This window comes from Streptococcus sp. 1004_SSPC (assembly GCF_001069025.1).
Lineage (GTDB): Bacteria > Bacillota > Bacilli > Lactobacillales > Streptococcaceae > Streptococcus > Streptococcus vestibularis.
On record NZ_JWGQ01000110.1, the window covers coordinates 40,504 to 61,513 of the forward strand.

Sequence of the window (21,010 nt, forward strand, 5' to 3'; positions counted from 1 at the left end):
AGCTTTCTCCATTTCTTTTGATGGTGATTAAATGACAAAAACAGTTTATATCGTTGGTTCTAAGGGAATTCCAGCAAAATATGGGGGATTTGAAACCTTTGTTGAGAAGTTAACAGAGTTCCAACAAGATAAAGATATTCAGTATTATGTAGCTTGTATGCGTGAAAACTCTGCTAAATCAGGTATTACAGCAGACACTTTCGAACATAACGGTGCTAAATGCTACAATATCGACGTCCCAAATATCGGGCCTGCACGTGCCATCGCTTATGACATCGCAGCTCTCAATAAGGCCATTGAAATTGCCAAGGAAAATAAAGACCAAGCACCAATCTTTTATGTTTTGGCCTGCCGAATTGGTCCATTTATCTCAAGTATTAAAAAGAAAATCAGGGATATCGGTGGTACCCTTATGGTTAACCCGGACGGTCATGAATGGCTTCGTGCTAAATGGAGTCTTCCTGTCCGTAAATATTGGAAGATTTCAGAACAACTTATGGTTAAGCATGCAGACCTTCTGATTTGTGATAGTAAAAACATTGAATCATATATTCAGAAGGATTATGCCAAGTATCGTCCTCAAACAACCTACATTGCCTATGGAACAGATACTACTAAATCTCGATTGACTAAAGTTGATGATAAGGTACGCACATGGTATTTTGAAAAGGGTGTCATTGAAAACAATTATTACCTTGTTGTAGGACGTTTTGTGCCTGAAAATAACTATGAGGCTATGATTCGTGGCTTTATGGCATCTAACTCTGACAAGGACTTTGTTCTCATTACCAATGTTGAAGAAAATAAATTCTACGACAAGTTGCGACAGGAAACAGGTTTTGACAAGGACCCTCGTGTTAAGTTTGTCGGGACTGTCTATGATCAAGAATTGCTCAAATACATTCGTGAGAATGCCTTCGCTTACTTCCATGGTCATGAAGTAGGTGGTACCAATCCGTCCCTTCTTGAGGCTCTTGAGTCTACTAAGCTCAATCTTTTGTTGGATGTTGGCTTTAACCGTGAAGTCGGTGAAGATGGTGCTCTCTATTGGAAGAAAGATCAATTAGCAAGTGTCATTGATCAAGCTGAGCAATTGGATGAACAAGCTATAGAAGATCTCAATCAAAAATCAAGTAAACGTATCTCTGAAGCCTTTACTTGGGAAAAAATTGTTGCAGATTACGAAAAAGTATTTAAAGGATAGAAATGCAGAAAATTTTATATCTCCACGCTGGTGCTGAAATGTATGGCGCTGATAAGGTTTTGTTGGAGCTTATTAAAGGTTTGAATAAAGACGAATTTGAAGCACACGTTATCTTACCCAATGATGGTGTCCTAGCCGGTGCATTGGAGAGTGTTGGTGCTAAAGTTAAAGTTATCGATTATCCAATCTTGCGTCGTAAATATTTTAATCCTAAGGGGATTCTTGAGTATTTTGGCTCATATAATCGTTATTCAAAGAAAATCGCCGAATATGCTAAGGAAAATGGAATTACTCTCCTTCACAACAATACTACTGCAGTACTTGAGGGGATTTATCTCAAACGTAAATTGAAACTTCCTTTAATTTGGCATGTGCATGAAATTATTGTGAAACCAAAAGCAATCTCAGATTTCATCAACTTTTTGATGGGACGTTATGCTGATACGATTGTGACGGTATCAAATGCTGTAGCTAACCACGTCAAGCAGTCTCGCTTTGTAAAAAATAACCAAGTTCAAGTTATCTATAATGGCGTTGACAATACCGTTTATCATGAAATGGATGCCAAGGCCGTCCGTGATCAGTTTGGCATCGCACAAGATTCGCTTGTCATTGGTATGGTTGGTCGAGTTAATGCCTGGAAAGGGCAAGGCGACTTTTTAGAAGCAGTGACTCCAATTTTGAAGGCTAATCCAAAAGCAGTTGCCTTTTTGGCTGGTAGTGCATTTGAGGGTGAAGAGTGGCGTGTTGATGAGTTGGAAAAAGCTATATCAGACTTACCAGTAGCTAGACAAATCAAGCGTATCGACTATTATAGTAAGACGACAGAACTCTATAATATGTTTGATATCTTTGTCTTGCCAAGTACTAATCCAGATCCTCTACCAACTGTAGTTCTCGAATCAATGGCTTGTGGCAAACCTGTAGTCGGCTACCGTCATGGTGGTGTCTGTGAAATGGTTAAGGAGGGGGTAAACGGTCTCCTAGCCACTCCAAATCAGCCTGCAGAATTATCGAAGGCCATTCAAGAATTAGTTGAGAAGACTGAGAAGAGAGAGCAATTTGGCAAGGCATCGGTCAAACGTCAAAAAGAACTTTTCTCATTACAAAGTTATATTCGTAATTTCTCAGAGCTATATAAGAAATACTAAGATGAATATTGAAAAAATTAAGAATAAATTAAAACCAATTGTTTATCCAATTATTAACTTTATTCCTAGAAGAAGACTTAAGAATAAAAACTTTACTATCATTTGTGATAATTGTTGGGCTGGAAAAGTCTATCAGGAATTGGGCTTACCTTATCAAACGCCATTTATAGGGATGTTTGTTTTCTCTCCTGATTACATCAAGATGCTCAAGAATTTAAAACACTATTTGAGTGGAAATATCCCCTTGAAATTTGTTAAGGAATCTAAATACATTAAAGACTTTGATAATGCTTATCCACTTGCCCTTTTAGACGATATCGAATTACATTTCTTACATTATGCAGATGAGAAAGAAGCAACTCAAAAATGGAACCGTCGTTTAGAAAGAATTCATTGGGATAATTTGTATTTCAAGTTCAATGATAATGATGCTTGTACTTATGAATTGATGAAAGAGTTCGAAGAGCTTCCATACAAGAGTAAAGTCATCTTCTCTTCTAAGAATTATAGTGATTTACCTTCCCTAGTTCATTTCAAATCAGCTGAAAAGCAAGGACATGTTGGCATCGACTTGAAAACGTATCATCGCTATTTTAATGTTGTTACCTGGTTGAATAAGGGCGGAGAGGATTTAAGTAAATGAAAAAGATAAGACTCATTATTCCATATTTTGGAAAACTTCCAAAGTTTTTCCCTTATTTTTTGTTGACCGCTAAACGTAATCAAAAGATTGATTTCTTAATTTATACTGATCAAAATGTTGACCAATTTGAAGTTTTAAACGCTGATAATATTGAATTTAAGACTCTTTCGTTTGATGATTTAAGAAAAAAAGTACAGTCTAAATTTGATTTTGAAATTTCTCTCAAAACTCCGTATAAATTATGTGACTATAGGGCTGCCTACGGGCTTATTTTTGAAGAAGAATTAAAAGAGTATGATTACTGGGGATTTTGTGATACAGATGTCTTACTTGGTGATATTTATCAATTTCTGGAAAAGCATAGCTTTTTTGAGAATGATTATGCTCGATATGGTCTTTTTGGTCACCTCCAAATATTTAAAAATTCACAAGAAGTTAATCATGTATTCATGTCTGGTAGAGGTTTAAACTATCGATTAGATTATCATAATGTCTTCACTAATGAGCAAACTTTTATTTTTGATGAAGCAGATGGTATCCAAAAGATTTTTGAAAAAAGTAATTTCAAACAACTGCAAGATAAATTCTTTCATGATATCGATATTAGTCATTTCTCATTTCGAGAATATGGTGAAAATGAACCTAAACGCTATTATTTTTGGTCAGAAAAGAATGGACTTGAGAGTATTGAAATTAAAGAGAATAAGCTAGTCGTTAAACATCCATTATATGTACATTTCCAAAAAAGGACGATTGAATGTCCAGAGTTTGAGGTTGTCGATTCATTTTATGTTATACCTAACCGACTAGTCGTTGGAGATAAAATTTCTATACAAGAGATTGAAAAAGTAACAAATAATAGATTTTATTGGGAATATGTTAAGTCAACATTTTTAAAGAAGTTTAAGAGAGAAAAATGGACATTAGGTTTTATTCGACATAAGTTAAGGATGAAGAGTAAATGAATAATATAGATTTGAGCATTATTATTCCAGTATATAATGTTGAAAATTATTTAAGAAGGGGTCTAGATTCAATACTTTTGCAACCGTCATCAATCACATATGAAATTCTGCTAATTAATGATGGTTCAAGTGATAAAAGTGGTGCGATTTGTGATGAGTACCAAAGTAATTTTTCAAATGTTTTTGTTAGTCACATCGAAAATAACGGAGTGGCAGAAGCTAGGAATTTAGGTATTTCTTTATCAAAGGGAAATTATTTATATTTTATGGATCCGGATGATTTTTTGTCAGATAATTTCTTTGATAAGATTTCTTCTAATTTAAAACAAAAATGGGATGTTCTTTGTTTTGGCTACAATGAAATTAAAGAAAATAAGAATACTGTATTGTCTTGTCGCCCTCATTTTTATACACATTGTGGTCTTCTTAGAAAGAATGAATTTAGAAATGAATTTATAGAATTATTCAAAACTGATATGATGTATAATGTTTGGTCAAGAATCTATAACAAGACATTTATTTTAAAGCATGATATTAGGTTTCCTAATAAACAAATAGGAGAAGATACTTTATTCAATTTTCAAGTTTATCGACATTTAAATACTATTCTATTTATTGATTCGACACTCTATAATTATATTGCTGGTAGAAGTGGTTCAGCATTAACCAGTTTTCATCCTAGGAGAATTGAAATTCAATTAGATGAACTTCAAGAATTACATAAATTGCTTGAACAGTTCCAATTAGAAGATGCCACATTAATTCAAGAAATTAAGACGAAAATCATTGTAAGCGCAACCTTTCAAATTTCTAATTTAAATATGAGAAGGAAAGATAAGATAGAATTACTGCGATCTATAATTGCTAATAAAGCTTTTTACGATATTTTTTCAGGAAATAGGAATCAAATTATTGGGTCTTATAAGACGTTATTAAGGCGGCAAGATATTTCCTCCTTTCTTCGGAGACTATGTATTGATCTTCTTGCAAGAAAAAAATTTAGTACTGTCATATTTGTTGAAAAATTAAAAATGAATCCAATCTTACGTAAAATTGCTTTTAAATAGGTGTAGTTATTTTATTAAGAGTAAAAAGGTATTATGTTAAAAATTAAGTTTGAGAACCTTTTGGTTATCCTAGTGTTGACCCTAATTGTTGGGTACGATACTCTTATGACAACAATGTTAAACAGAACGATACCAAATCTCCCGGTTATTTTATTAATCTGTTTTTCATTATTATTATGTTTTAGATTTTTATATATAAAAAAATTCACTTTCTTTTATATCTTAACTTCTATTTTATTACTAGCAACAAGCTCTGTCGTATTTATGAGTACAGGGGGGACTAATTTCTTACTTTATTCATTGTTAATTTTATTATTATATGATGCAGATATCGATGTTATATTAAAAACATACGTTATTGTATCAGGAGCGATAGTATTAGGAGTTTTCGTACTTTCAATTCTGGGAGTTATTCCAAATTTACAGTTTGCTCAGGTCCGTTCGTCAGTTTTAGTGATTAGAAATTCCTTTGGTTTCATTTATCCAACTGACTTTGCATCTCACTGCTTTTATTTATTTATTGCTTGGGGATATATACTACGTAAGAGACTCATCGTATTACGAACTTTGGTAGGTCTTAGTTTGTCATTTTTCATTATCAAATTTTGTGACGCTAGGCTAAATGCTCTTTCTGTACTTTTAGCAACTGTCATTTTTATTCTAATGTATGTGACTAAAGAAAGAAAATTTAAAATTTATGGAATCCTACCTTATTCTGCAGCTATTTTTTCTTCCATAATGTTTTATTTGACATATTTCTTTACCTGGTCTTCTTCTCTATTTGTAAGTTTGAACAACTTATTCAGTATGAGGTTGTTTTTAGGAAAAAACGCAATAGATACCTATGACATACATTTATTTGGAACAACTGGAGTTAAGTTTATTGGATATGGTGGTACCACAGAGTCAGTATACAGTTATAATTATGTAGATTCCTCTTATATTCAAATGTTATTCTATTACGGAGTTGTTCCTGTTGTATTACTGGTATTGATTTATGTTATTGCATCAAAAAGGATTTATAAACAAGGTATGTTTTTATTCTTGGCCTTATTATCGCTTATTACAGTGAATTGTATGATTGAAGCTTTTTGGGTAAGACCAGGATATAATATCTTTATGTTTGCATTATTTGCAAGTCTTTTGCCAAATCAATACAAAACGAAAGATAGAATTGAATTATCATGAAAGTTCTTAAAAACTACGCCTACAATCTTTCCTACCAGTTACTGGTTATTGTTTTACCGATCATTACGACACCTTATGTTACTCGTATTTTCAGTTCAAAGGATTTAGGTACTTATGGTTACTTTAATTCGATTGTGACCTACTTTATTCTCCTGGCGACTTTAGGTGTTGCCAATTATGGGACCAAGGAGATTTCAGCACATCGTAAGGATATTCGCAAAAATTTCTGGGGTATTTATACTCTTCAATTGATAGCTACTATTTTGTCTCTTGCCTTGTATACGCTTTTGTGTTTATTCTTTCCTGGCATGCAAAATATGGTGGCTTATATCTTAGGACTAAGTTTGATATCAAAAGGAATGGATATTTCTTGGTTATTCCAAGGCTTGGAGGATTTTCGTCGTATTACCGCAAGGAATACAACGGTGAAGGTCTTAGGTGTTATTTCCATCTTCCTATTTGTGAAAACACCTGGTGATTTGTATCTTTATGTTTTCCTTTTGACCTTCTTCGAATTGCTAGGCCAATTGAGTATGTGGTTACCAGCCAGATCTTATATTGGTGATCCTCATTTTGATTTGTCTTACGCTAGGATACATCTCAAGCCTGTTATCTTGCTTTTTCTTCCGCAGGTTGCCATTTCATTATACGTGACTTTGGATCGTACGATGCTAGGTGCCTTATCATCTACCAATGATGTCGGTATTTATGATCAAGCATTGAAGATTATCAATATCCTTTTAACTCTAGTGACTTCTTTAGGAAGTGTTATGCTTCCTAGGGTATCTGGTCTACTATCTAGTGGTGATTATAAGGCAGTTAACAAGATGCATGAACTTTCTTTCTTGATTTATAATCTGGTAATTTTCCCGATTATAGCAGGTCTCTTGATTGTCAATAAGGACTTTGTGAGTTTCTTCCTAGGGAAAGATTTTCAAGAGGCTTATCTTGCTATTGCCATCATGGTCTTTAGGATGTTCTTCATCGGATGGACAAATATTATGGGGATTCAGATTTTGATTCCACACAATAAACATCGTGAGTTTATGCTCTCTACGACTATTCCGGCAGTTGTTAGTGTCGGACTTAATCTCTTGTTAATTCCTCCATTTGGTTTTGTCGGAGCCTCTATTGTTTCAGTTTTAACAGAGGCTTTGGTATGGGTTATCCAACTGAAATTTTCAAGGGGATTCATGAAAGATGTGTCTATCCTTCCAGCTATGTCTAAAATCATTTTAGCATCAGTTGTCATGTATCTTGGGCTCTTTGTCTTTAAGATGTTTGTCCAATTTAAACCTATGGCAAATGTAGCAGTAGATGGCTTTGTGGGAGCTATTATTTATGTCATTTTAATTTTTGTCTTGCGTGTCGTTGATATGAAAGACTTGAAGCAACAGTTAATGAAAAACTAAGGAGAAGAATATGTACGATTATCTTATCGTTGGTGCTGGTTTGTCTGGAGCAATCTTCGCATACGAAGCTACAAAACGTGGTAAAAAAGTAAAAGTGATTGACAAACGTGATCACATCGGTGGAAATATCTACTGTGAGGAGGTTGAAGGCATCAATGTTCACAAGTATGGTGCCCACATTTTCCATACGTCTAATAAAAAAGTATGGGACTATGTCAACCAATTCGCTGAGTTTAACAACTATATCAACTCACCGGTGGCTAACTACAAGGGGAGCCTCTACAATCTTCCCTTCAACATGAATACCTTCTACGCTATGTGGGGGACCAAGACTCCACAAGAAGTCAAGGACAAGATTGCGGAGCAAACAGCCGACATGAAGGATGTTGATCCTAAAAACTTGGAAGAACAAGCAATCAAGTTGATTGGTCCGGATATCTATGAAAAGTTGATCAAAGGATATACGGAAAAACAATGGGGACGTTCTGCAACAGATCTTCCACCATTTATCATCAAACGTCTTCCAGTCCGCTTGACCTTTGATAACAACTACTTTAATGACCGTTACCAAGGTATTCCAATCGGTGGTTACAATGTTATCATTGAAAACATGCTTGGCGATGTAGAAGTAGAGCTTGGAGTTGACTTCTTTGCCAATCGTGAAGAGCTTGAAGCATCAGCGGAAAAAGTTGTCTTTACAGGGATGATTGACCAGTACTTTGACTACAAGCATGGGGAGTTGGAGTACCGCAGCCTGCGTTTTGAACACGAAATCTTGGATGAGGAAAATCATCAAGGTAATGCTGTAGTCAACTACACAGAGCGTAAGATTCCTTATACTCGTATCATTGAGCATAAGCACTTTGAGTATGGAACCCAACCAAAGACTGTCATCACGCGCGAATACCCAGCTGATTGGAAACGTGGGGATGAGCCATACTACCCAATCAATGATGAAAAGAACAATGCCATGTTTGCTAAGTATCAAGAAGAAGCTGAGAAAAATGACAAGGTTATCTTCTGTGGACGTCTTGCAGATTATAAATACTACGACATGCACGTGGTCATTGAGCGTGCCTTGGAAGTCGTTGAGAAAGAATTTACTAAATGACACAAGAAAAGATTGATATCGTTGTTCCCTGGGTCGATGGTAGTGATCCAGAGTTTATCCGTGAGAAACAAGCTGTGACTGGTCATTTTGCTGATTTGGGCGAAGAGATTGATGGAGAGCAACGTTATCGTGATTATGGTATTTTTAATTACTGGTTTCGAATGATTGAAAAACATGCTCCTTGGGTAAATAATGTCTATTTGATTACCAATGGGCAAAAGCCAGACTGGTTGAATTTGGAACATCCAAAACTCAAATTTGTTACTCATAGGGAATTTGTGCCTAAAGAATACCTACCGACCTATAATTCAGCAGCTATTGAGCTTAATCTTCATCGTATTGAAGGGTTGTCGGAGAACTACTTGTATTTCAATGATGATATGTACTTAATAAGGGATAGCCAGCCTTCGGATTTTTATAAAAATGGTCAGCCTAAGCTTTTAGCTGTTTATGATGCCTTAGTTCCTTGGTCACCATTTACTAATACTTATCACAATAATGTTGAATTAATATATCGCCATTTTCCTAATAAGAAGGCCCTAAAGTCTTCGCCCTGGAAATTTTTTAACTACCGCTATGGGCATTTAGTTATTAAAAACTTGCTACTTTTGCCATGGGGGCCAACAGGCTATGTGAACCAGCATTTACCTGTTCCTATGAAAAAGAGTACCTTGGCGCATTTATGGGAAATTGAAGCAGAAACGTTAGATAAAACGTCACGAAATAAAATTAGAGACTATGGAGTGGATGTTAATCAATACATCTGTCAGCATTGGCAAATTGAAAGTAATCAGTTTTATCCTGTATCAAAGAATTTTGGAGAGTCGATAGGTGTAAATCAAGTTGATAGGTTAGAGAGTATCTTTAAAGATAAACATAAAAAGCTACTTTGTGTGAATGACGATGTTGACTTTAAAGAGGAGAATATCATTCGTTTTAAGGAAATCTTGAAAGAGCGCTATCCTGAGAAATCAGCTTTTGAAAAATGAGAAATAAGAGATGAAATACTATTTAAAAGAAGAATTTTTACACGATAACAATGTTAAAAATGCAGGTAATAAGGCACGGAATGATGTTGAAGAAATTGTAAAGAGAGAAGGGTATCAGGCCTTGGTTCTTTCGGTTGATAATTGGTACAATATGAGTATAATAAAGGCTCAAATACATAAGGCTAAATCATTCAGCCAGTCTTTAAATCGTTTGAATAAAGGGGATGAACTTCTAATTCAATTTCCAATGCTTCATCATAGTTTTTTCACTACTTTACTTGTTAAAAAAGCAAGAAAAAGAGGTGTGAAAATTCAGTTTATCATCCATGATTTGGATGCACTTCGTTTTATGAATAGTCAAGCTGCTCGATTAAAACATAGAATTCGAATGAGAATCCAGGAATCAGGTCTTTTAGGTGTAGCTGATGGTATCATTGCCCACAATCCAATTATGAAATCTGTTTTGGTGGATAAAGGGGTCGATGCAGATAAGATTATTAGCCTTGGCATTTTCGACTATTTGATTCCAAATTTCCAAGATAAGACGGGGCTTACTAAGAATCAACCAATTATTGTAGCTGGTAATTTGGCTCAGGAAAAAGCTGGTTATCTTTACTCCATTCCTGAAGAACCTGCTTACAACCTTTATGGTGTTGGTTTCGACGAGAGCAGAGCTCTTACGAATGAGACTTACTTTGGGTCATTCCTACCTGACGAGCTACCATCAGCTCTTGAGGGTGGTTTTGGGCTTGTCTGGGATGGTGATAGCGCTGAGACATGTAGTGGTGTATTTGGTGAGTACCTACGCTATAACAACTCTCACAAGGCGTCACTATACTTGGCCTCAGGTTTTCCGCTTGTGGTTTGGAAACAGTCTGCCTTGTCTCACTTTGTTCTTGAGAACGGCTGTGGGATTGCAGTAGAGTCGCTTCATGATTTGAAGACGACAATCGACAATCTTTCAGATACTAACTATCAAGATTTGGTTGAAAATGCTAAGTGTGTTGGTAAAGGCATCCGTGATGGTCACTATCTGATTACAGCATTAAACAATTTGAAATAAGAAAATCCTCATGTTTGTGAGGATTTTTTGTATTATTTAGAGATTTCAAATTGGTATTGGGTTCCTGGAACTGTTCCATTTGAAAAGATTGCTTCAATATAGTCCTTATAAGTGATTGACTTGGATTTACCTGCTTTTACGAGCTCTTGATCACGCCATATATATGGATCAGTAGCATTGCTGTCACGCTTGGCGAGATAGAGGTACTCAATATAGGTTCTGTCATCAACAAAGGCGCCAACAACCTTTTCTTTACCATTGTCAGATCGGGTGTACATGCGAGTCGTTCCACCACCATCAAGTAAGAAAGCTAGGCGAATATTTGAGTAGCCTAAATTTTTCAAAAGATTATAAATATCTTCGTGATTTAATCCTTTATTGAGAGAAGTGTGGCCGTAGGTTTGGATAATACGGATAATACCATCATAGGTCTCGACGTAAATAGAACGGGCATTCGGTTGGTCAGGATCACCTTTTTCCCAATTTTTATCTAGCTTTTTATCCTTAACGATAATTCCGAAGGCACCTGTATCCCAACCGTTACTTCCCATGTGTGTGAACATTTGTGCCGTGTCTATATTAGGATAGGTCCCAGCAGTTATATTATTTTGATCATCCCCATAAAGAAGGCCAGTTTTGCCAAGTTTGATTTCTTTTTGAGCGAAAGGACGATCTAGACCCTCATAAGACCAAAAACCTGAGTTAATCAGAGCAAGAGCTTCTCTACGATTAGCCTCGTACTTAATACTTTGCTCTGTGAGTTCAGGATTATTATCTTCGGTTCTCCCTTTTTGAAGGACATACTTTCCGTCTTTTTTGAAAGATAGAATTTGCATATCTACATTCTTAATACTGCCTTTTTCAAGTAGGACTGACTGGTCGAGGAGCTCCTTATTTTCTATGTTAAAGGTCAATCCATCCTTGTCTGATGGCATGGAAAGCTTTTTAATATCTCGATTGTTGAAATAGATGGTGAGGTAGAGCAGTCCACCAACTATAGCACCTATCATTAGAAGATAAAATAGCATTCTTAAAAATTTTTTTAATTTCATACTATCATTATAAACAATCTAGGCTGGCAACACAATCTTAAGAACATTAAATATCCAAGAATAGTATCAGTTTTCCTATCATGATACTGGTAAGCGTTTTCTAAAAAGGTTATAATAAGAGTAAGTTAGTCAAGGAGGTACTTTATGTCTATTAAGGTGATTGCATCAGATAGGGATGGGACATTTTTAGAGGATAAAGGAAGCTATGATAAGGAGCGTTTTAATCATATTTGAGATGCTATGGCTGCGCGTGATATGCACTTTGTCGTTGCATCAGCTAATAGTATGAGTAGTCTTAAACCCATGTTTGCAGAGACTTTTGACCGCCTGCATTTTGTAGCTGAAAATGGTGGACAGGTGGTTAGCTATGGTCAGCTCTTATGTCAGGAGTTTATGGCATCAAATGATGTTGAAAACCTGCTAAGCTATTTCAATTATAATTTGTTAGATAGACCAACTATATTTAATGGTGCTCAAGGCTACTATATGTTAAAAGGGTCTAGGGTTAATTTTGAGAAGATAACAGAAGAAGAGCAAAAAGCCCTAGAAGCTGCCATTCAGCGTTTGAACGGGCTGGAGGAGTTAGATGATGATTTCATCAAAATTACAATGTTACTGAGTCCTGAAGAAGCTAATCGTGTTTCAGAGGCTTTTAATCGTGATTTCGATGGTAATCTTGTCGATGTTCCAAGCGGTTTTGATGCCATTGATTTCATTCAAAAAGGAGTTCACACTTAAGATTGGATTTGTTTGAGGCAAATGTTATGGCCTTTGGTGATGGTGATAATGATATTGAGCTCCTGCGTATGTCTAGTCATTCTTATGCGATGGAAAATGCCAGCCCTGCTCTTTTGCAAGTGGCAGACCAAATAGCACCGCACCATAAGGATCAAGGGGTATTGACTATCTTAGAAGATTATTTAGGTTATCGTAAAAAAGGGTGGTAAAGTAATGAAGTTATATTTAATGAGACATGGTGAGACATTATTTAATACACAAAAGCGTGTTCAGGGATGGTGTGACTCTCCTCTAACTGAAAATGGAATCTGTCAGGCAGAACAAGCTAAGCAGTACTTTGCGAAGAAAGGTATTTCTTTTGATGCTGTCTATTCATCTACGCAAGAGAGAGCAACTGACACGGCAAAGATTGTGGCGCCTGAGTACACTGTAACCCAGCTCAAGGGAATTAAAGAAATGAATTTTGGGTCTTTTGAAGCTCAACCAGAGCATCTCCTACCCAAACATCGTCCAGGTTTACGATCTTTTGAAGATCTCTTGGTCCCATACGGTGGCGAAGATATTCGCAAGGTTGGACAGAGGGTTTTAAAGACTGTCATAGAGAAAGCAGAAAAACATATTAAGGAGGGTGCTGAGAATCTTCTATTTGTTAGTCATGGAGCGGCTTTATGGGGGTTAATCATTTTCATGGACTTGGCCTTTCCTGAAGGAGTGGGCTTTGGAAATTGTAATGTTTGTGTTTATGATTATAACCAAGGTCAATTGGAGCTTCTTCAGGTGATTGACCCGATTTCTGGTTTAGAGGTGACATTATGAAAGAATTTTATTTAATGAGACATGGACAAACACGATTTAATGTTCAACATAGACTTCAAGGGGTTTGCGATGCTCCTTTGACGGAAGTCGGGATTGAACAGGCTAAAAAGGCTGGTCAGTATCTAGCCAAGCAAGAGACAATTTTTGATCATGTCTTTACGTCAACCTCTGAGAGAGCTAGCGATACTCTAGAAATTGTGACAGGACGAACAGATTATGAAAGACTTAAAGGTCTTAGAGGACAGGATTTTGGATCTTTTGAGGGGCAACCAGAATATCTTACCCCTAAAGCCTTACCTGATGGACAAGGCTTTGGTGATTTCTTTGTTCAATTTGGTGGTGAAAGTACAACTCAAGTCCGGGATCGTATGGAGTTGACTGTTAGAGCTATCATGGAGAGTGTGGCCGAGGGCTCTAAGTCCTTGCTTGTTAGTCATGGTCCATCTATTTTGCAGTTCTGTAGGCGTGTTTTAGATCCTGCTCCAGATATGCATGGCCTTAAAAATTGTTCTATCTTACATTTTACCTATGATCAAGGTCAATTTGAATTGGTTTCAATTTATAACCCTGTGGAAGAAGAGTATATCTACGGAGGAGAAGAATGACAAGATTCTATTTAATGCGACATGGACAAACACTTTTTAACACACTTAATCGGATTCAAGGTTGGTGTGATTCCCCTTTGACTGAAATAGGTAGAGACCAAGCTCGTCAGGTGCGTGCTTATTTTGAAAAACATGATATGACTTTTGATCAATATTATTGTACGACAACTGAAAGAGCTTCTGATACCGTTGAATTGGCTACTGGGCGTACTGATTATCATCGTATCAAGGGGCTTAAAGAAATGCATTTTGGTATCTTTGAGGGTCAGCCAGAGTATCTTCATCCTAAAACTCAAATTCAGGGCCATTTCGGTGACCATTATGCTAAGTTTGGAGGGGAAAGTCAAGCCCAGTTTGTAGAACGAGTTGTAAATGGTGCAAGGGAGATAGTAGATAAACATCCAGGCCAGTCCATTTTGGCTGTCAGTCACGCAGGAGCCTTGATGACTTTTCTTCATGCTGTGGAGCCAGAGCGTGCTTTTCAGTCTTGTCCAGGCAATTGTGCCATCTTGGTCTTTGATTACGATGGATCGGACTTTCACTTTGTCAAACTAATAGATCCTTTAACTGATCAAGAATTCATGGAGTTTTAGTTTCTTTCTTTAAAAAAAGATAGTAAGAACCCCTTTTTTAGTGTATAATGGAAGGGTATTTTAAATTTGGGAGTGCCTATGAAGTTTACAAAAAATCAGTTCATTTGGATGGCTGTGCTGTTTTTCAGCTGTTTCTTGATATATACCTATTGGGAAACAGTTGTTTCGATTTGTAACACGATATTTGTCGCCAGTCAGCCCTTCTTAGTTGGAGCGGGAATTGCCTTTGTGGTCAATATCCTGATGTCTTTTTATGAAAAAATACTGGTCAAGTTTATACCATTTGGTTTTATCACTAAAATTAAACGTCCCGTTTCCCTGCTCTTGGCTTTTGCGACCATCGGTTTGGTCTTTACTTGGGTAGTATTCACTGTCCTTCCTGATTTGATTGACAGTATCAATACCTTGATTAGTCAAGATCGCTCGGCTATTAATAATTTGATTAATTGGTTACTTAAGAACAAATCTTTGCAGAAGGTTATCCAAGACCTGGGTGGTGTGACACAGGTTAGAGAGCTAATCAATAGCTACAGTGCTCAGTTACTTCAACAAATCATGACTGGTTTGACGAATTTCTTGACTTCCTTGACTAGCCTACCGTCAACTTTGATTAATCTCTTTATTAGTGTTGTCTTTTCTTGCTATGTCTTAGCTGGGAAGGAGAAACTTGGTAATCAGGTTAATCGCTTAGTAGATGTCTATTTGGGGCGTTATGGTAAAACTTTCCACTATGTGGTTGGTATTCTAAATAATCGTTTCCGCAATTTCTTTGTCTATCAGTCTATTGAAGCCTGCATTTTGGGGACCTTATGTTATATTGGGATGCGTATCTTTAATTTTCCTTATGCTGCGACCATTTCTATCCTGATTGGCTTTTCAGCAATGATACCGGTTGTGGGTGCCTATATTGGTGTTACCATTGGTACCATTTTGATTATGACTCATTCCGTGACCTTGGCACTTTTGTTTGTCGCCTACGTGGTTATTCTGCAACAGTTTGAAGGAAATCTCATCTATCCCTATGTGGTTGGTGGTTCTACCGGACTTCCAGGAATTTGGGTTATCTTTGCCATTACCATAGGATCTGCCTTAGCGGGGATCTTGGGTATGTTGGTTTCCGTTCCAGTAGCCGCAACCCTTTATCAGATTGTTAAGGATAATGTGGTTACACGCGAAGAAGCCAAAGCAGTTGCTTCTTTAGAAAATAGTGATTAATTCAAACAGACTTCGGTCTGTTTTTTCGTGTTATAGTATCAGATTTCAATAATATAATTGCAATCGTTTTCTAAGTGTTATACTATGAGTAAATTGAACAATACAAGGAGATAAAAGATGACTTATACATTTCCGAAAGAATTTCTCTAGGGTGGTTCAACAGCTGCCAACCAGTTTGAAGGTGCTTATAACCTAGATGGTAAAGGTTTGTCTGTCCAGTATGTGACTCCAAAAGGTGGTGTCCCTTTTGAACCTGGGTCTTTGAATCCTTTGATTACTGAAGAACCAACACCAGATAATCTAAAGCTAGAAGGTATAGATTTCTATCACCGTTATAAAGAGGACATAGCACTTTTGGCAGAGATGGACTTCAAGGTCTTTCGTATGTCAATTGCATGGTCTCGTATTTTCCAAATGGTGATGATGCTGAGCCAAATGAAGCAGGACTAGCCTTCTATGATAAAGTCTTTGATGAATTGGCTAAGTACGGCATTGAACCACTTGTAACCTTGTCTCACTATGAAACACCTCTAAACTTGGCGCGTGAATACAATGGATGGACTAATCGTAAAATTAATTGGTTTTTATGAAAACTATGACCGTACCGTCTTCACACGCTATAAAGATAAGGTCAAATATTGGTTGACCTTTAATGAGGTGAACTCTGTTCTACATGCACCATTCATGTCAGGTAGTATTGCGACACCTATGGAAGAGCTCTCTAAACAGGATCTCTATCAGGCAGTCCACCATGAGTTAGTCGCATCAGCTTCAGCAACCAAGATTGGTTGTATGGTTCTTGCCATGCCCGCTTATGGAATGACAGCTAATCCTTTGGATCAGTTGGCTGTTCACGAGTTTGAAAATCAAAACTATCTCTTCTCAGATATCCATGCTCGTGGAAAATATCCAAACTATATTAAACGCTATTTCAAATAAGATGGTATTGGAATACAATTCGTCCCTGGTGATGAAGAAATCTTGAAGAATACCGTTGATTTTATTTCATTCTCTTATTACATGTCTGTGGCAACCGCCCACAATCCAGAAGACTATACGATTGGTAAAGGAAATATTATGGGTGGTGTTGAAAATTCCTACCTTGAGAAATCTGAGTGGGGTTGGGCAATTGATCCAATCGGTCTTCGTCTAGTTTTGAATGACTTCTATGAGCGTTATCAATTACCATTGTTTATTGTCGAAAATGGTTTGGCTGCCAAGGATGTCCTTGTCGATGGTCCTGATGGTTCAACAGTTGAAGATGATTATCTTCAAAAACACTTGATGCAAGTCAGTGAAGCTCTTCAAGATGGTGTGGAGCTTTGGGGGTATACGACTTGGGGGCCAATTGATTTGGTTTCAGCCTCAACTGCAGAATTTAGTAAACGTTATGGTTTCATCTACGTTGATCGAAATGATGATGATAGTGGTAGCTTGGCTCGTTATAACAAAAAATCATTTGCTTGGTATAAGTCTGTTATCGAAAGTAATGGTGAAGCTCTTTACAAATAGAAACTTGTTAATAATCTCAGCAAAAGCTTGAGATTGTTATTAGTATTCTAGTACAACATTGATAAATAAGTGTTTTATTGAATATATTTGTGCAACGAGTATTAAAATACCGTATATTGTAATTTATGTTATTTAACACATTTTTTGAAAAAGTGGTAGAATAAAAGTGTGAAAACGTTCTTATATTTTCTGAAGAAGTAGTCAGACTATTTCTTTGCTTTTCCCACTCAGATGGAGGTAATGTTCATGAATGATTTGAAAAAAGTTCTCTTAGCTGGAATCGGATTGACTGCTATGACAGTAGATAAAGCTGATAGTTTTGTCAAAGAGTTGGTTGAAAAGGGGCGCTTGACTGTTGAAGAAGGTAAGGAACTGGAACAAGAGCTCAAACGTCAAAGTAAGGAAGAAGCTCAAGAATTTTTGAATAAACTTGATGCTAAGAAATCTTCAGTTGAGTATGCGACTAAGGAGGATGTGAAACGTCTTGAAGAAAAACTTGACGCTTTGCTCAGTCATAATAAATAAAATGTAGGGAGACTAAAATGGCAAGTAAACGATTGAGACATGTGTTGAAGGTTTTCTCGTCAGTTGGTCTCCTTTCTTATCGTGAAAAACACCTTCCTCAAGACCAACAGACAACACCTGTCAAGCTCCGCCAAGCCTTTGAGCAATTAGGACCTAGTTTTGTTAAAATTGGTCAAATCCTATCCACGCGCTCTGACCTTTTGCCAGAAAACTATATCAAAGAATTATCAAAGCTCCAGAGCTCAGTTCCTCCCTTGAATAAAGAGGAAGTCATGACTGCCATTAAGAGAGAATTACCCAATGGGCTTTCTGACAGTTTCCTTGATTTCTCGGAAGAGCCCTTGGCTTCTGGTTCTGTAGCTCAGACTCATAGGGCTAGATTGTTGTCTGGTCAGGAAGTGATTATAAAAATTCAGAGACCAGGTATTGATGAGGTCGTTAAGGAAGATATTCAGCTTCTCATTAAGCTTGCACGGCATATACCCAAGCATTTTATCCCTATGGTCGATGTTCAAGAGGTTCTGGAAAATCTGCGTGAAACCCTAATCAAGGAACTTGATTTCAGGAATGAAGCAGAGGCCATGAAACGTTTTAGGGCTTACAATATGCAAGTGGCTTGTCTGGGTGTTCCAGAGGTTTATGATGAATTCACGACGCCTCATCTTATAGTCGAAGAGTACATCGATGGGATTCCCCTTAATGACTACAGCCAACTGATTGAGGCTGGCTATGACCTGGAAGACGTGGGTAAGAAACTAATGCTGTCATTTATCAAGCAAGTGTTCAAGGATGGCTATTTTCATGGTGACCCTCATCCTGGAAATCTGTTGGTACGTGATGGCAAGATTTGTTTCATTGACTTTGGCATTATGGGTGAGTTGGAAGCGGGGATGCGTGCGTCCTTAAATGACATCTTATATAGTTTTACTGCTCAGGATGTTGACGGCATGACTAAGGCTATTTTGTCAGTTACTCAGTTTGATAATGGTCTAAATCGTGCGGTTCTGAGTCAGGATGTGGAGCAAATGCTGGGTCGTTACTCTGGTGTTGACTTGGGAAGTCTGTCCATGACAGATTTGCTAGAGGATTTGCTGGCTATTTTCCAGAAGAATCATCTTAAAGCCTCTTCTCAAATTACTATTTTAGAGAAATCTTCGCTTCAAATTGAAGGTATTTTTCGAGAATTAGCACCAAATATGGATCTGATGACCTTGGCCAAGGATTACTTCCTAGAGAATATGGGGCCGGATATGCTTAAGCAGACCTTAAATAAAGAGACTATCTTGATTGAACTCTTTTACCTGCTTCGCAATGGAAAAAATATTCCACGTCGCCTGCATCAGCTCTTGGAGCAGATTTTAAACGGACGAATCGTGCTTAACCATGATTTTATTGACTTTTCAGGTAGGGTTAAAGTCTTTGAGAAAGTTTTAAATAATCTGGTTTTAGCCTTGCTGACATTGGCATTTCTTCTGTCTGGTGCTCTTTTGTCCAATAAATCAGATTTTCAAAATCTTGCTTGGCTATTTCTTGGAATTGGAACTTTCCTAGCTTTAGTTACCGTAGGTCGTATAATATTTAAGAAAAAAGGATAAGGTATGATGGAAACAACTAGGCCTGAGCTTGTGGCTTATCAAAAAGAACGTTTAGCTAAATTTGTAAGTGAAAATCAAAAGTTAGACAAGGGACAAATTGTTTTTGCAGGGGACTCTATCACGGAGTTTTTTGCATTGAAAAAATATTTGGGTCGAGAGTTTCCCTTGGTAAACCGCGGCATTGCAGGAACAGACTCGGTTTGGCTTTTAGAACATCTTAAAGAGCAAGTTTTAGATTTGGAACCCAGTAAATTGGTTATCTTGATTGGAATTAATGACATTGGACGAGGTTATCCCATTCAAGATGTCGTCAATCGTATTTCGGATATTATCATGACAGTTCGACAAGAATCTCTATATACAGAAATTTACTTGCTAAGTGTCTTTCCCGTCAGTGAAAGATTGGAACATGCTTCGAAGGTTAAAATTCGAAACAATGCTACTGTAGGTGAACTTAATCAACAACTAGCAGTCCTACCTGGCGTGACTTATGTCGATCTTTTTGATTACCTTACGGATGCTCAAGGACAGTTAAATGCCAACTATACAACTGATGGTTTGCACTTGAGTCCACAAGCTTATCAGGTCATAGCAGAACCAATTATAAAGGAGATTTTAGAATGAAGGTAGGCTTAGTCCTAGAAGGCGGTGGTATGCGTGGTTTATACACAGCTGGTGTCTTAGACGCCTTCTTAGAAGCTGGGATCAAGGTGGATGGCGTTGTTTCGGTATCTGCTGGAGCACTTTTTGGTGTCAATTATCTCTCTAACCAACCCAAAAGAGCTCTTCGCTATAACAAGCGATTCATGGGGGACCGTCGTTACATGAGTTTCTGGTCATGGCTGACAACTGGTAACTTTGTTAATAAGGAGTTCTCCTATTATAAGGTTCCTATGGAGTTAGATGTTTTTGATCAGGAAGCTTTTGCTGAGTCTGGTGTTCCCTTCTATGTGGTCACTACAGATATTGAGACCGGCAAACCAGACTATATTAAGATTGATCATGTCTTTGAGCAGATGGAAGCCCTTCGTGCAAGTTCCGCTCTACCCTTGGTTTCTGAAATAGTCGAGTACAAGGGCAAACGCTACATGGATGGTGGTCTGTCTGATAGTCTTCCCATTGATTTTATGGAAAATATGGGATTTGATAAATTCGTTGTGGTTTTAACACGCCCTAAGTCTTATCGTAAACAACCTTCTAAAACTAGCAAGCGGATTTACAAGCTCTTTTACCGCAAGTATCCTGAATTTGTTGAGGTGCCTTCAAATCGCCATATACACTACAATAAGAGTATTGAGAAGATTGAGACTTTGGAAAAAACTGGAAAAGTATATGCCATTCGTCCAGAGCATGCTCTTGAAGTTGGTCGATTGGAAAAGGACCCAGAAAAGTTCGAAGCTATTTATCAAGAAGGATTGGAACAAATACGTAATGATATGTCCAATCTCAAAATATTTCTTGGAGATAACTAAAAAACGTGCTTTTCTGGGCACGTTTTTTTTAGTTATGTGACTTTAAGTCCGTTTCGCTCCGAAGGTGCGAAACAGATAAACCACCCGCTATGCG

At 37.1% G+C, this 21,010-nt stretch carries 21 protein-coding genes and 1 pseudogene; 21 read left to right on the forward strand and 1 reads right to left on the reverse strand.

Annotation, left to right across the window (positions count from 1 at the left end; genetic code table 11):
• Positions 1 to 31: 31 nt before the first annotated feature.
• Genes cps2T through ADF62_RS08320 form a run of 10 tightly spaced genes read left to right on the forward strand, consistent with a single transcriptional unit; the run spans position 32 to position 10,793 of the window.
• Positions 32 to 1,204: a beta 1-4 rhamnosyltransferase Cps2T gene (cps2T, locus tag ADF62_RS08275; RefSeq protein WP_003092705.1), complete on the forward strand. Its 1,173-nt coding sequence runs from the start codon at positions 32 to 34 to the stop codon at positions 1,202 to 1,204.
• A gap of 2 nt (positions 1,205 to 1,206) precedes the next feature.
• Positions 1,207 to 2,355 carry a glycosyltransferase family 4 protein gene (locus tag ADF62_RS08280; protein ID WP_003092407.1) on the forward strand — a complete coding sequence of 383 codons (1,149 nt, stop codon included), beginning with the start codon at positions 1,207 to 1,209 and terminating at the stop codon, positions 2,353 to 2,355.
• Position 2,356: 1 nt separating this feature from the next.
• Positions 2,357 to 2,998 carry a DUF1919 domain-containing protein gene (locus tag ADF62_RS08285; RefSeq protein WP_003092873.1) on the forward strand — a complete coding sequence of 214 codons (642 nt, stop codon included), beginning with the start codon at positions 2,357 to 2,359 and terminating at the stop codon, positions 2,996 to 2,998.
• Positions 2,995 to 3,963, forward strand: coding sequence for a DUF6625 family protein (locus tag ADF62_RS08290; RefSeq protein WP_003092708.1), 969 nt, complete (start codon positions 2,995 to 2,997; stop codon positions 3,961 to 3,963). The genes ADF62_RS08285 and ADF62_RS08290 overlap by 4 nt, the downstream gene beginning before the upstream one ends.
• Positions 3,960 to 5,030: a glycosyltransferase family 2 protein gene (locus tag ADF62_RS08295; RefSeq protein WP_048788580.1), complete on the forward strand. Its 1,071-nt coding sequence runs from the start codon at positions 3,960 to 3,962 to the stop codon at positions 5,028 to 5,030. Before ADF62_RS08290 ends, ADF62_RS08295 begins: the two co-directional genes overlap by 4 nt.
• A 33-nt stretch (positions 5,031 to 5,063) precedes the next feature.
• Positions 5,064 to 6,218 carry a hypothetical protein gene (locus ADF62_RS08300; protein WP_003092555.1) on the forward strand — a complete coding sequence of 385 codons (1,155 nt, stop codon included), beginning with the start codon at positions 5,064 to 5,066 and terminating at the stop codon, positions 6,216 to 6,218.
• Positions 6,215 to 7,630: a flippase gene (locus tag ADF62_RS08305; protein WP_003092703.1), complete on the forward strand. Its 1,416-nt coding sequence runs from the start codon at positions 6,215 to 6,217 to the stop codon at positions 7,628 to 7,630. Before ADF62_RS08300 ends, ADF62_RS08305 begins: the two co-directional genes overlap by 4 nt.
• 10 nt (positions 7,631 to 7,640) lie before the next feature.
• Complete coding sequence (gene glf / locus ADF62_RS08310) at positions 7,641 to 8,741, forward strand: UDP-galactopyranose mutase (RefSeq protein WP_003092984.1); 1,101 nt, start codon at positions 7,641 to 7,643, stop codon at positions 8,739 to 8,741.
• Positions 8,738 to 9,730 carry a stealth family protein gene (locus ADF62_RS08315; protein ID WP_003092875.1) on the forward strand — a complete coding sequence of 331 codons (993 nt, stop codon included), beginning with the start codon at positions 8,738 to 8,740 and terminating at the stop codon, positions 9,728 to 9,730. Before glf ends, ADF62_RS08315 begins: the two co-directional genes overlap by 4 nt.
• Positions 9,731 to 9,740: 10 nt before the next feature.
• Complete coding sequence (locus ADF62_RS08320; RefSeq protein ID WP_003092924.1) at positions 9,741 to 10,793, forward strand: sugar transferase; 1,053 nt, start codon at positions 9,741 to 9,743, stop codon at positions 10,791 to 10,793.
• Between the two features lie 32 nt (positions 10,794 to 10,825).
• Here the strand turns inward: ADF62_RS08320 and ADF62_RS08325 are convergent, their stop codons facing one another.
• Positions 10,826 to 11,845 carry a phosphodiester glycosidase family protein gene (locus tag ADF62_RS08325; protein WP_179944332.1) on the reverse strand — a complete coding sequence of 340 codons (1,020 nt, stop codon included), beginning with the start codon at positions 11,843 to 11,845 and terminating at the stop codon, positions 10,826 to 10,828.
• A gap of 240 nt (positions 11,846 to 12,085) precedes the next feature.
• Here ADF62_RS08325 and ADF62_RS11710 point away from each other — a divergent pair, with 240 nt between their 5' ends.
• The 11 genes and pseudogenes from ADF62_RS11710 to ADF62_RS08390 all read left to right on the forward strand — a co-directional run bounded on the left by ADF62_RS11710 (position 12,086) and on the right by ADF62_RS08390 (position 20,916).
• On the forward strand, positions 12,086 to 12,583 hold the full coding sequence (locus tag ADF62_RS11710) for an HAD hydrolase family protein (RefSeq protein WP_003092907.1): 498 nt from the start codon (positions 12,086 to 12,088) through the stop codon (positions 12,581 to 12,583).
• Positions 12,584 to 12,585: 2 nt separating this feature from the next.
• A complete protein-coding gene (locus ADF62_RS11715) occupies positions 12,586 to 12,792 on the forward strand; it encodes an HAD hydrolase family protein (RefSeq protein ID WP_003092621.1) in 207 nt (68 codons plus the stop codon).
• A 4-nt stretch (positions 12,793 to 12,796) separates the two neighbouring features.
• Positions 12,797 to 13,399, forward strand: a complete 603-nt coding sequence (locus ADF62_RS08340) for a histidine phosphatase family protein (protein ID WP_003092493.1) — start codon at positions 12,797 to 12,799, stop codon at positions 13,397 to 13,399.
• A complete protein-coding gene (locus ADF62_RS08345; RefSeq protein ID WP_003093088.1) occupies positions 13,396 to 14,004 on the forward strand; it encodes a histidine phosphatase family protein in 609 nt (202 codons plus the stop codon). Before ADF62_RS08340 ends, ADF62_RS08345 begins: the two co-directional genes overlap by 4 nt.
• Positions 14,001 to 14,597, forward strand: a complete 597-nt coding sequence (locus ADF62_RS08350; protein WP_003092777.1) for a histidine phosphatase family protein — start codon at positions 14,001 to 14,003, stop codon at positions 14,595 to 14,597. Before ADF62_RS08345 ends, ADF62_RS08350 begins: the two co-directional genes overlap by 4 nt.
• Before the next feature lie 78 nt (positions 14,598 to 14,675).
• Entirely contained in the window at positions 14,676 to 15,812 is a 1,137-nt protein-coding gene (locus ADF62_RS08355; RefSeq protein WP_003092608.1) for an AI-2E family transporter, read from the forward strand.
• A gap of 117 nt (positions 15,813 to 15,929) precedes the next feature.
• A pseudogene (locus ADF62_RS11585) lies at positions 15,930 to 17,324 on the forward strand (glycoside hydrolase family 1 protein).
• 246 nt (positions 17,325 to 17,570) lie between these two features.
• On the forward strand, positions 17,571 to 17,849 hold the full coding sequence (locus ADF62_RS08375; protein ID WP_039976220.1) for a phasin family protein: 279 nt from the start codon (positions 17,571 to 17,573) through the stop codon (positions 17,847 to 17,849).
• Between the two features lie 17 nt (positions 17,850 to 17,866).
• A complete protein-coding gene (locus ADF62_RS08380; RefSeq protein ID WP_003092663.1) occupies positions 17,867 to 19,444 on the forward strand; it encodes an ABC1 kinase family protein in 1,578 nt (525 codons plus the stop codon).
• A gap of 3 nt (positions 19,445 to 19,447) precedes the next feature.
• Complete coding sequence (locus ADF62_RS08385; protein ID WP_039976222.1) at positions 19,448 to 20,068, forward strand: SGNH/GDSL hydrolase family protein; 621 nt, start codon at positions 19,448 to 19,450, stop codon at positions 20,066 to 20,068.
• Entirely contained in the window at positions 20,065 to 20,916 is an 852-nt protein-coding gene (locus ADF62_RS08390) for a patatin-like phospholipase family protein (RefSeq protein WP_003092565.1), read from the forward strand. Before ADF62_RS08385 ends, ADF62_RS08390 begins: the two co-directional genes overlap by 4 nt.
• Positions 20,917 to 21,010 lie beyond the last annotated feature (94 nt).

What these genes read in the sequence shown, in the direction of transcription:
- cps2T (WP_003092705.1), top strand. Translation starts at nt 32, where the DNA reads ATGACAAAAACAGTTTATATCGTTGGTTCTAAGGGAATTCCAGCAAAA.
- ADF62_RS08280 (WP_003092407.1), top strand. Translation starts at nt 1,207, where the DNA reads ATGCAGAAAATTTTATATCTCCACGCTGGTGCTGAAATGTATGGCGCT.
- ADF62_RS08285 (WP_003092873.1), top strand. Translation starts at nt 2,357, where the DNA reads ATGAATATTGAAAAAATTAAGAATAAATTAAAACCAATTGTTTATCCA.
- ADF62_RS08290 (WP_003092708.1), top strand. Translation starts at nt 2,995, where the DNA reads ATGAAAAAGATAAGACTCATTATTCCATATTTTGGAAAACTTCCAAAG.
- ADF62_RS08295 (WP_048788580.1), top strand. Translation starts at nt 3,960, where the DNA reads ATGAATAATATAGATTTGAGCATTATTATTCCAGTATATAATGTTGAA.
- ADF62_RS08300 (WP_003092555.1), top strand. Translation starts at nt 5,064, where the DNA reads ATGTTAAAAATTAAGTTTGAGAACCTTTTGGTTATCCTAGTGTTGACC.
- ADF62_RS08305 (WP_003092703.1), top strand. Translation starts at nt 6,215, where the DNA reads ATGAAAGTTCTTAAAAACTACGCCTACAATCTTTCCTACCAGTTACTG.
- glf (WP_003092984.1), top strand. Translation starts at nt 7,641, where the DNA reads ATGTACGATTATCTTATCGTTGGTGCTGGTTTGTCTGGAGCAATCTTC.
- ADF62_RS08315 (WP_003092875.1), top strand. Translation starts at nt 8,738, where the DNA reads ATGACACAAGAAAAGATTGATATCGTTGTTCCCTGGGTCGATGGTAGT.
- ADF62_RS08320 (WP_003092924.1), top strand. Translation starts at nt 9,741, where the DNA reads ATGAAATACTATTTAAAAGAAGAATTTTTACACGATAACAATGTTAAA.
- ADF62_RS08325 (WP_179944332.1), bottom strand. Translation starts at nt 11,845, where the DNA reads ATGAAATTAAAAAAATTTTTAAGAATGCTATTTTATCTTCTAATGATA.
- ADF62_RS11710 (WP_003092907.1), top strand. Translation starts at nt 12,086, where the DNA reads ATGGCTGCGCGTGATATGCACTTTGTCGTTGCATCAGCTAATAGTATG.
- ADF62_RS08340 (WP_003092493.1), top strand. Translation starts at nt 12,797, where the DNA reads ATGAAGTTATATTTAATGAGACATGGTGAGACATTATTTAATACACAA.
- ADF62_RS08345 (WP_003093088.1), top strand. Translation starts at nt 13,396, where the DNA reads ATGAAAGAATTTTATTTAATGAGACATGGACAAACACGATTTAATGTT.
- ADF62_RS08350 (WP_003092777.1), top strand. Translation starts at nt 14,001, where the DNA reads ATGACAAGATTCTATTTAATGCGACATGGACAAACACTTTTTAACACA.
- ADF62_RS08355 (WP_003092608.1), top strand. Translation starts at nt 14,676, where the DNA reads ATGAAGTTTACAAAAAATCAGTTCATTTGGATGGCTGTGCTGTTTTTC.
- ADF62_RS08375 (WP_039976220.1), top strand. Translation starts at nt 17,571, where the DNA reads ATGAATGATTTGAAAAAAGTTCTCTTAGCTGGAATCGGATTGACTGCT.
- ADF62_RS08380 (WP_003092663.1), top strand. Translation starts at nt 17,867, where the DNA reads ATGGCAAGTAAACGATTGAGACATGTGTTGAAGGTTTTCTCGTCAGTT.
- ADF62_RS08385 (WP_039976222.1), top strand. Translation starts at nt 19,448, where the DNA reads ATGATGGAAACAACTAGGCCTGAGCTTGTGGCTTATCAAAAAGAACGT.
- ADF62_RS08390 (WP_003092565.1), top strand. Translation starts at nt 20,065, where the DNA reads ATGAAGGTAGGCTTAGTCCTAGAAGGCGGTGGTATGCGTGGTTTATAC.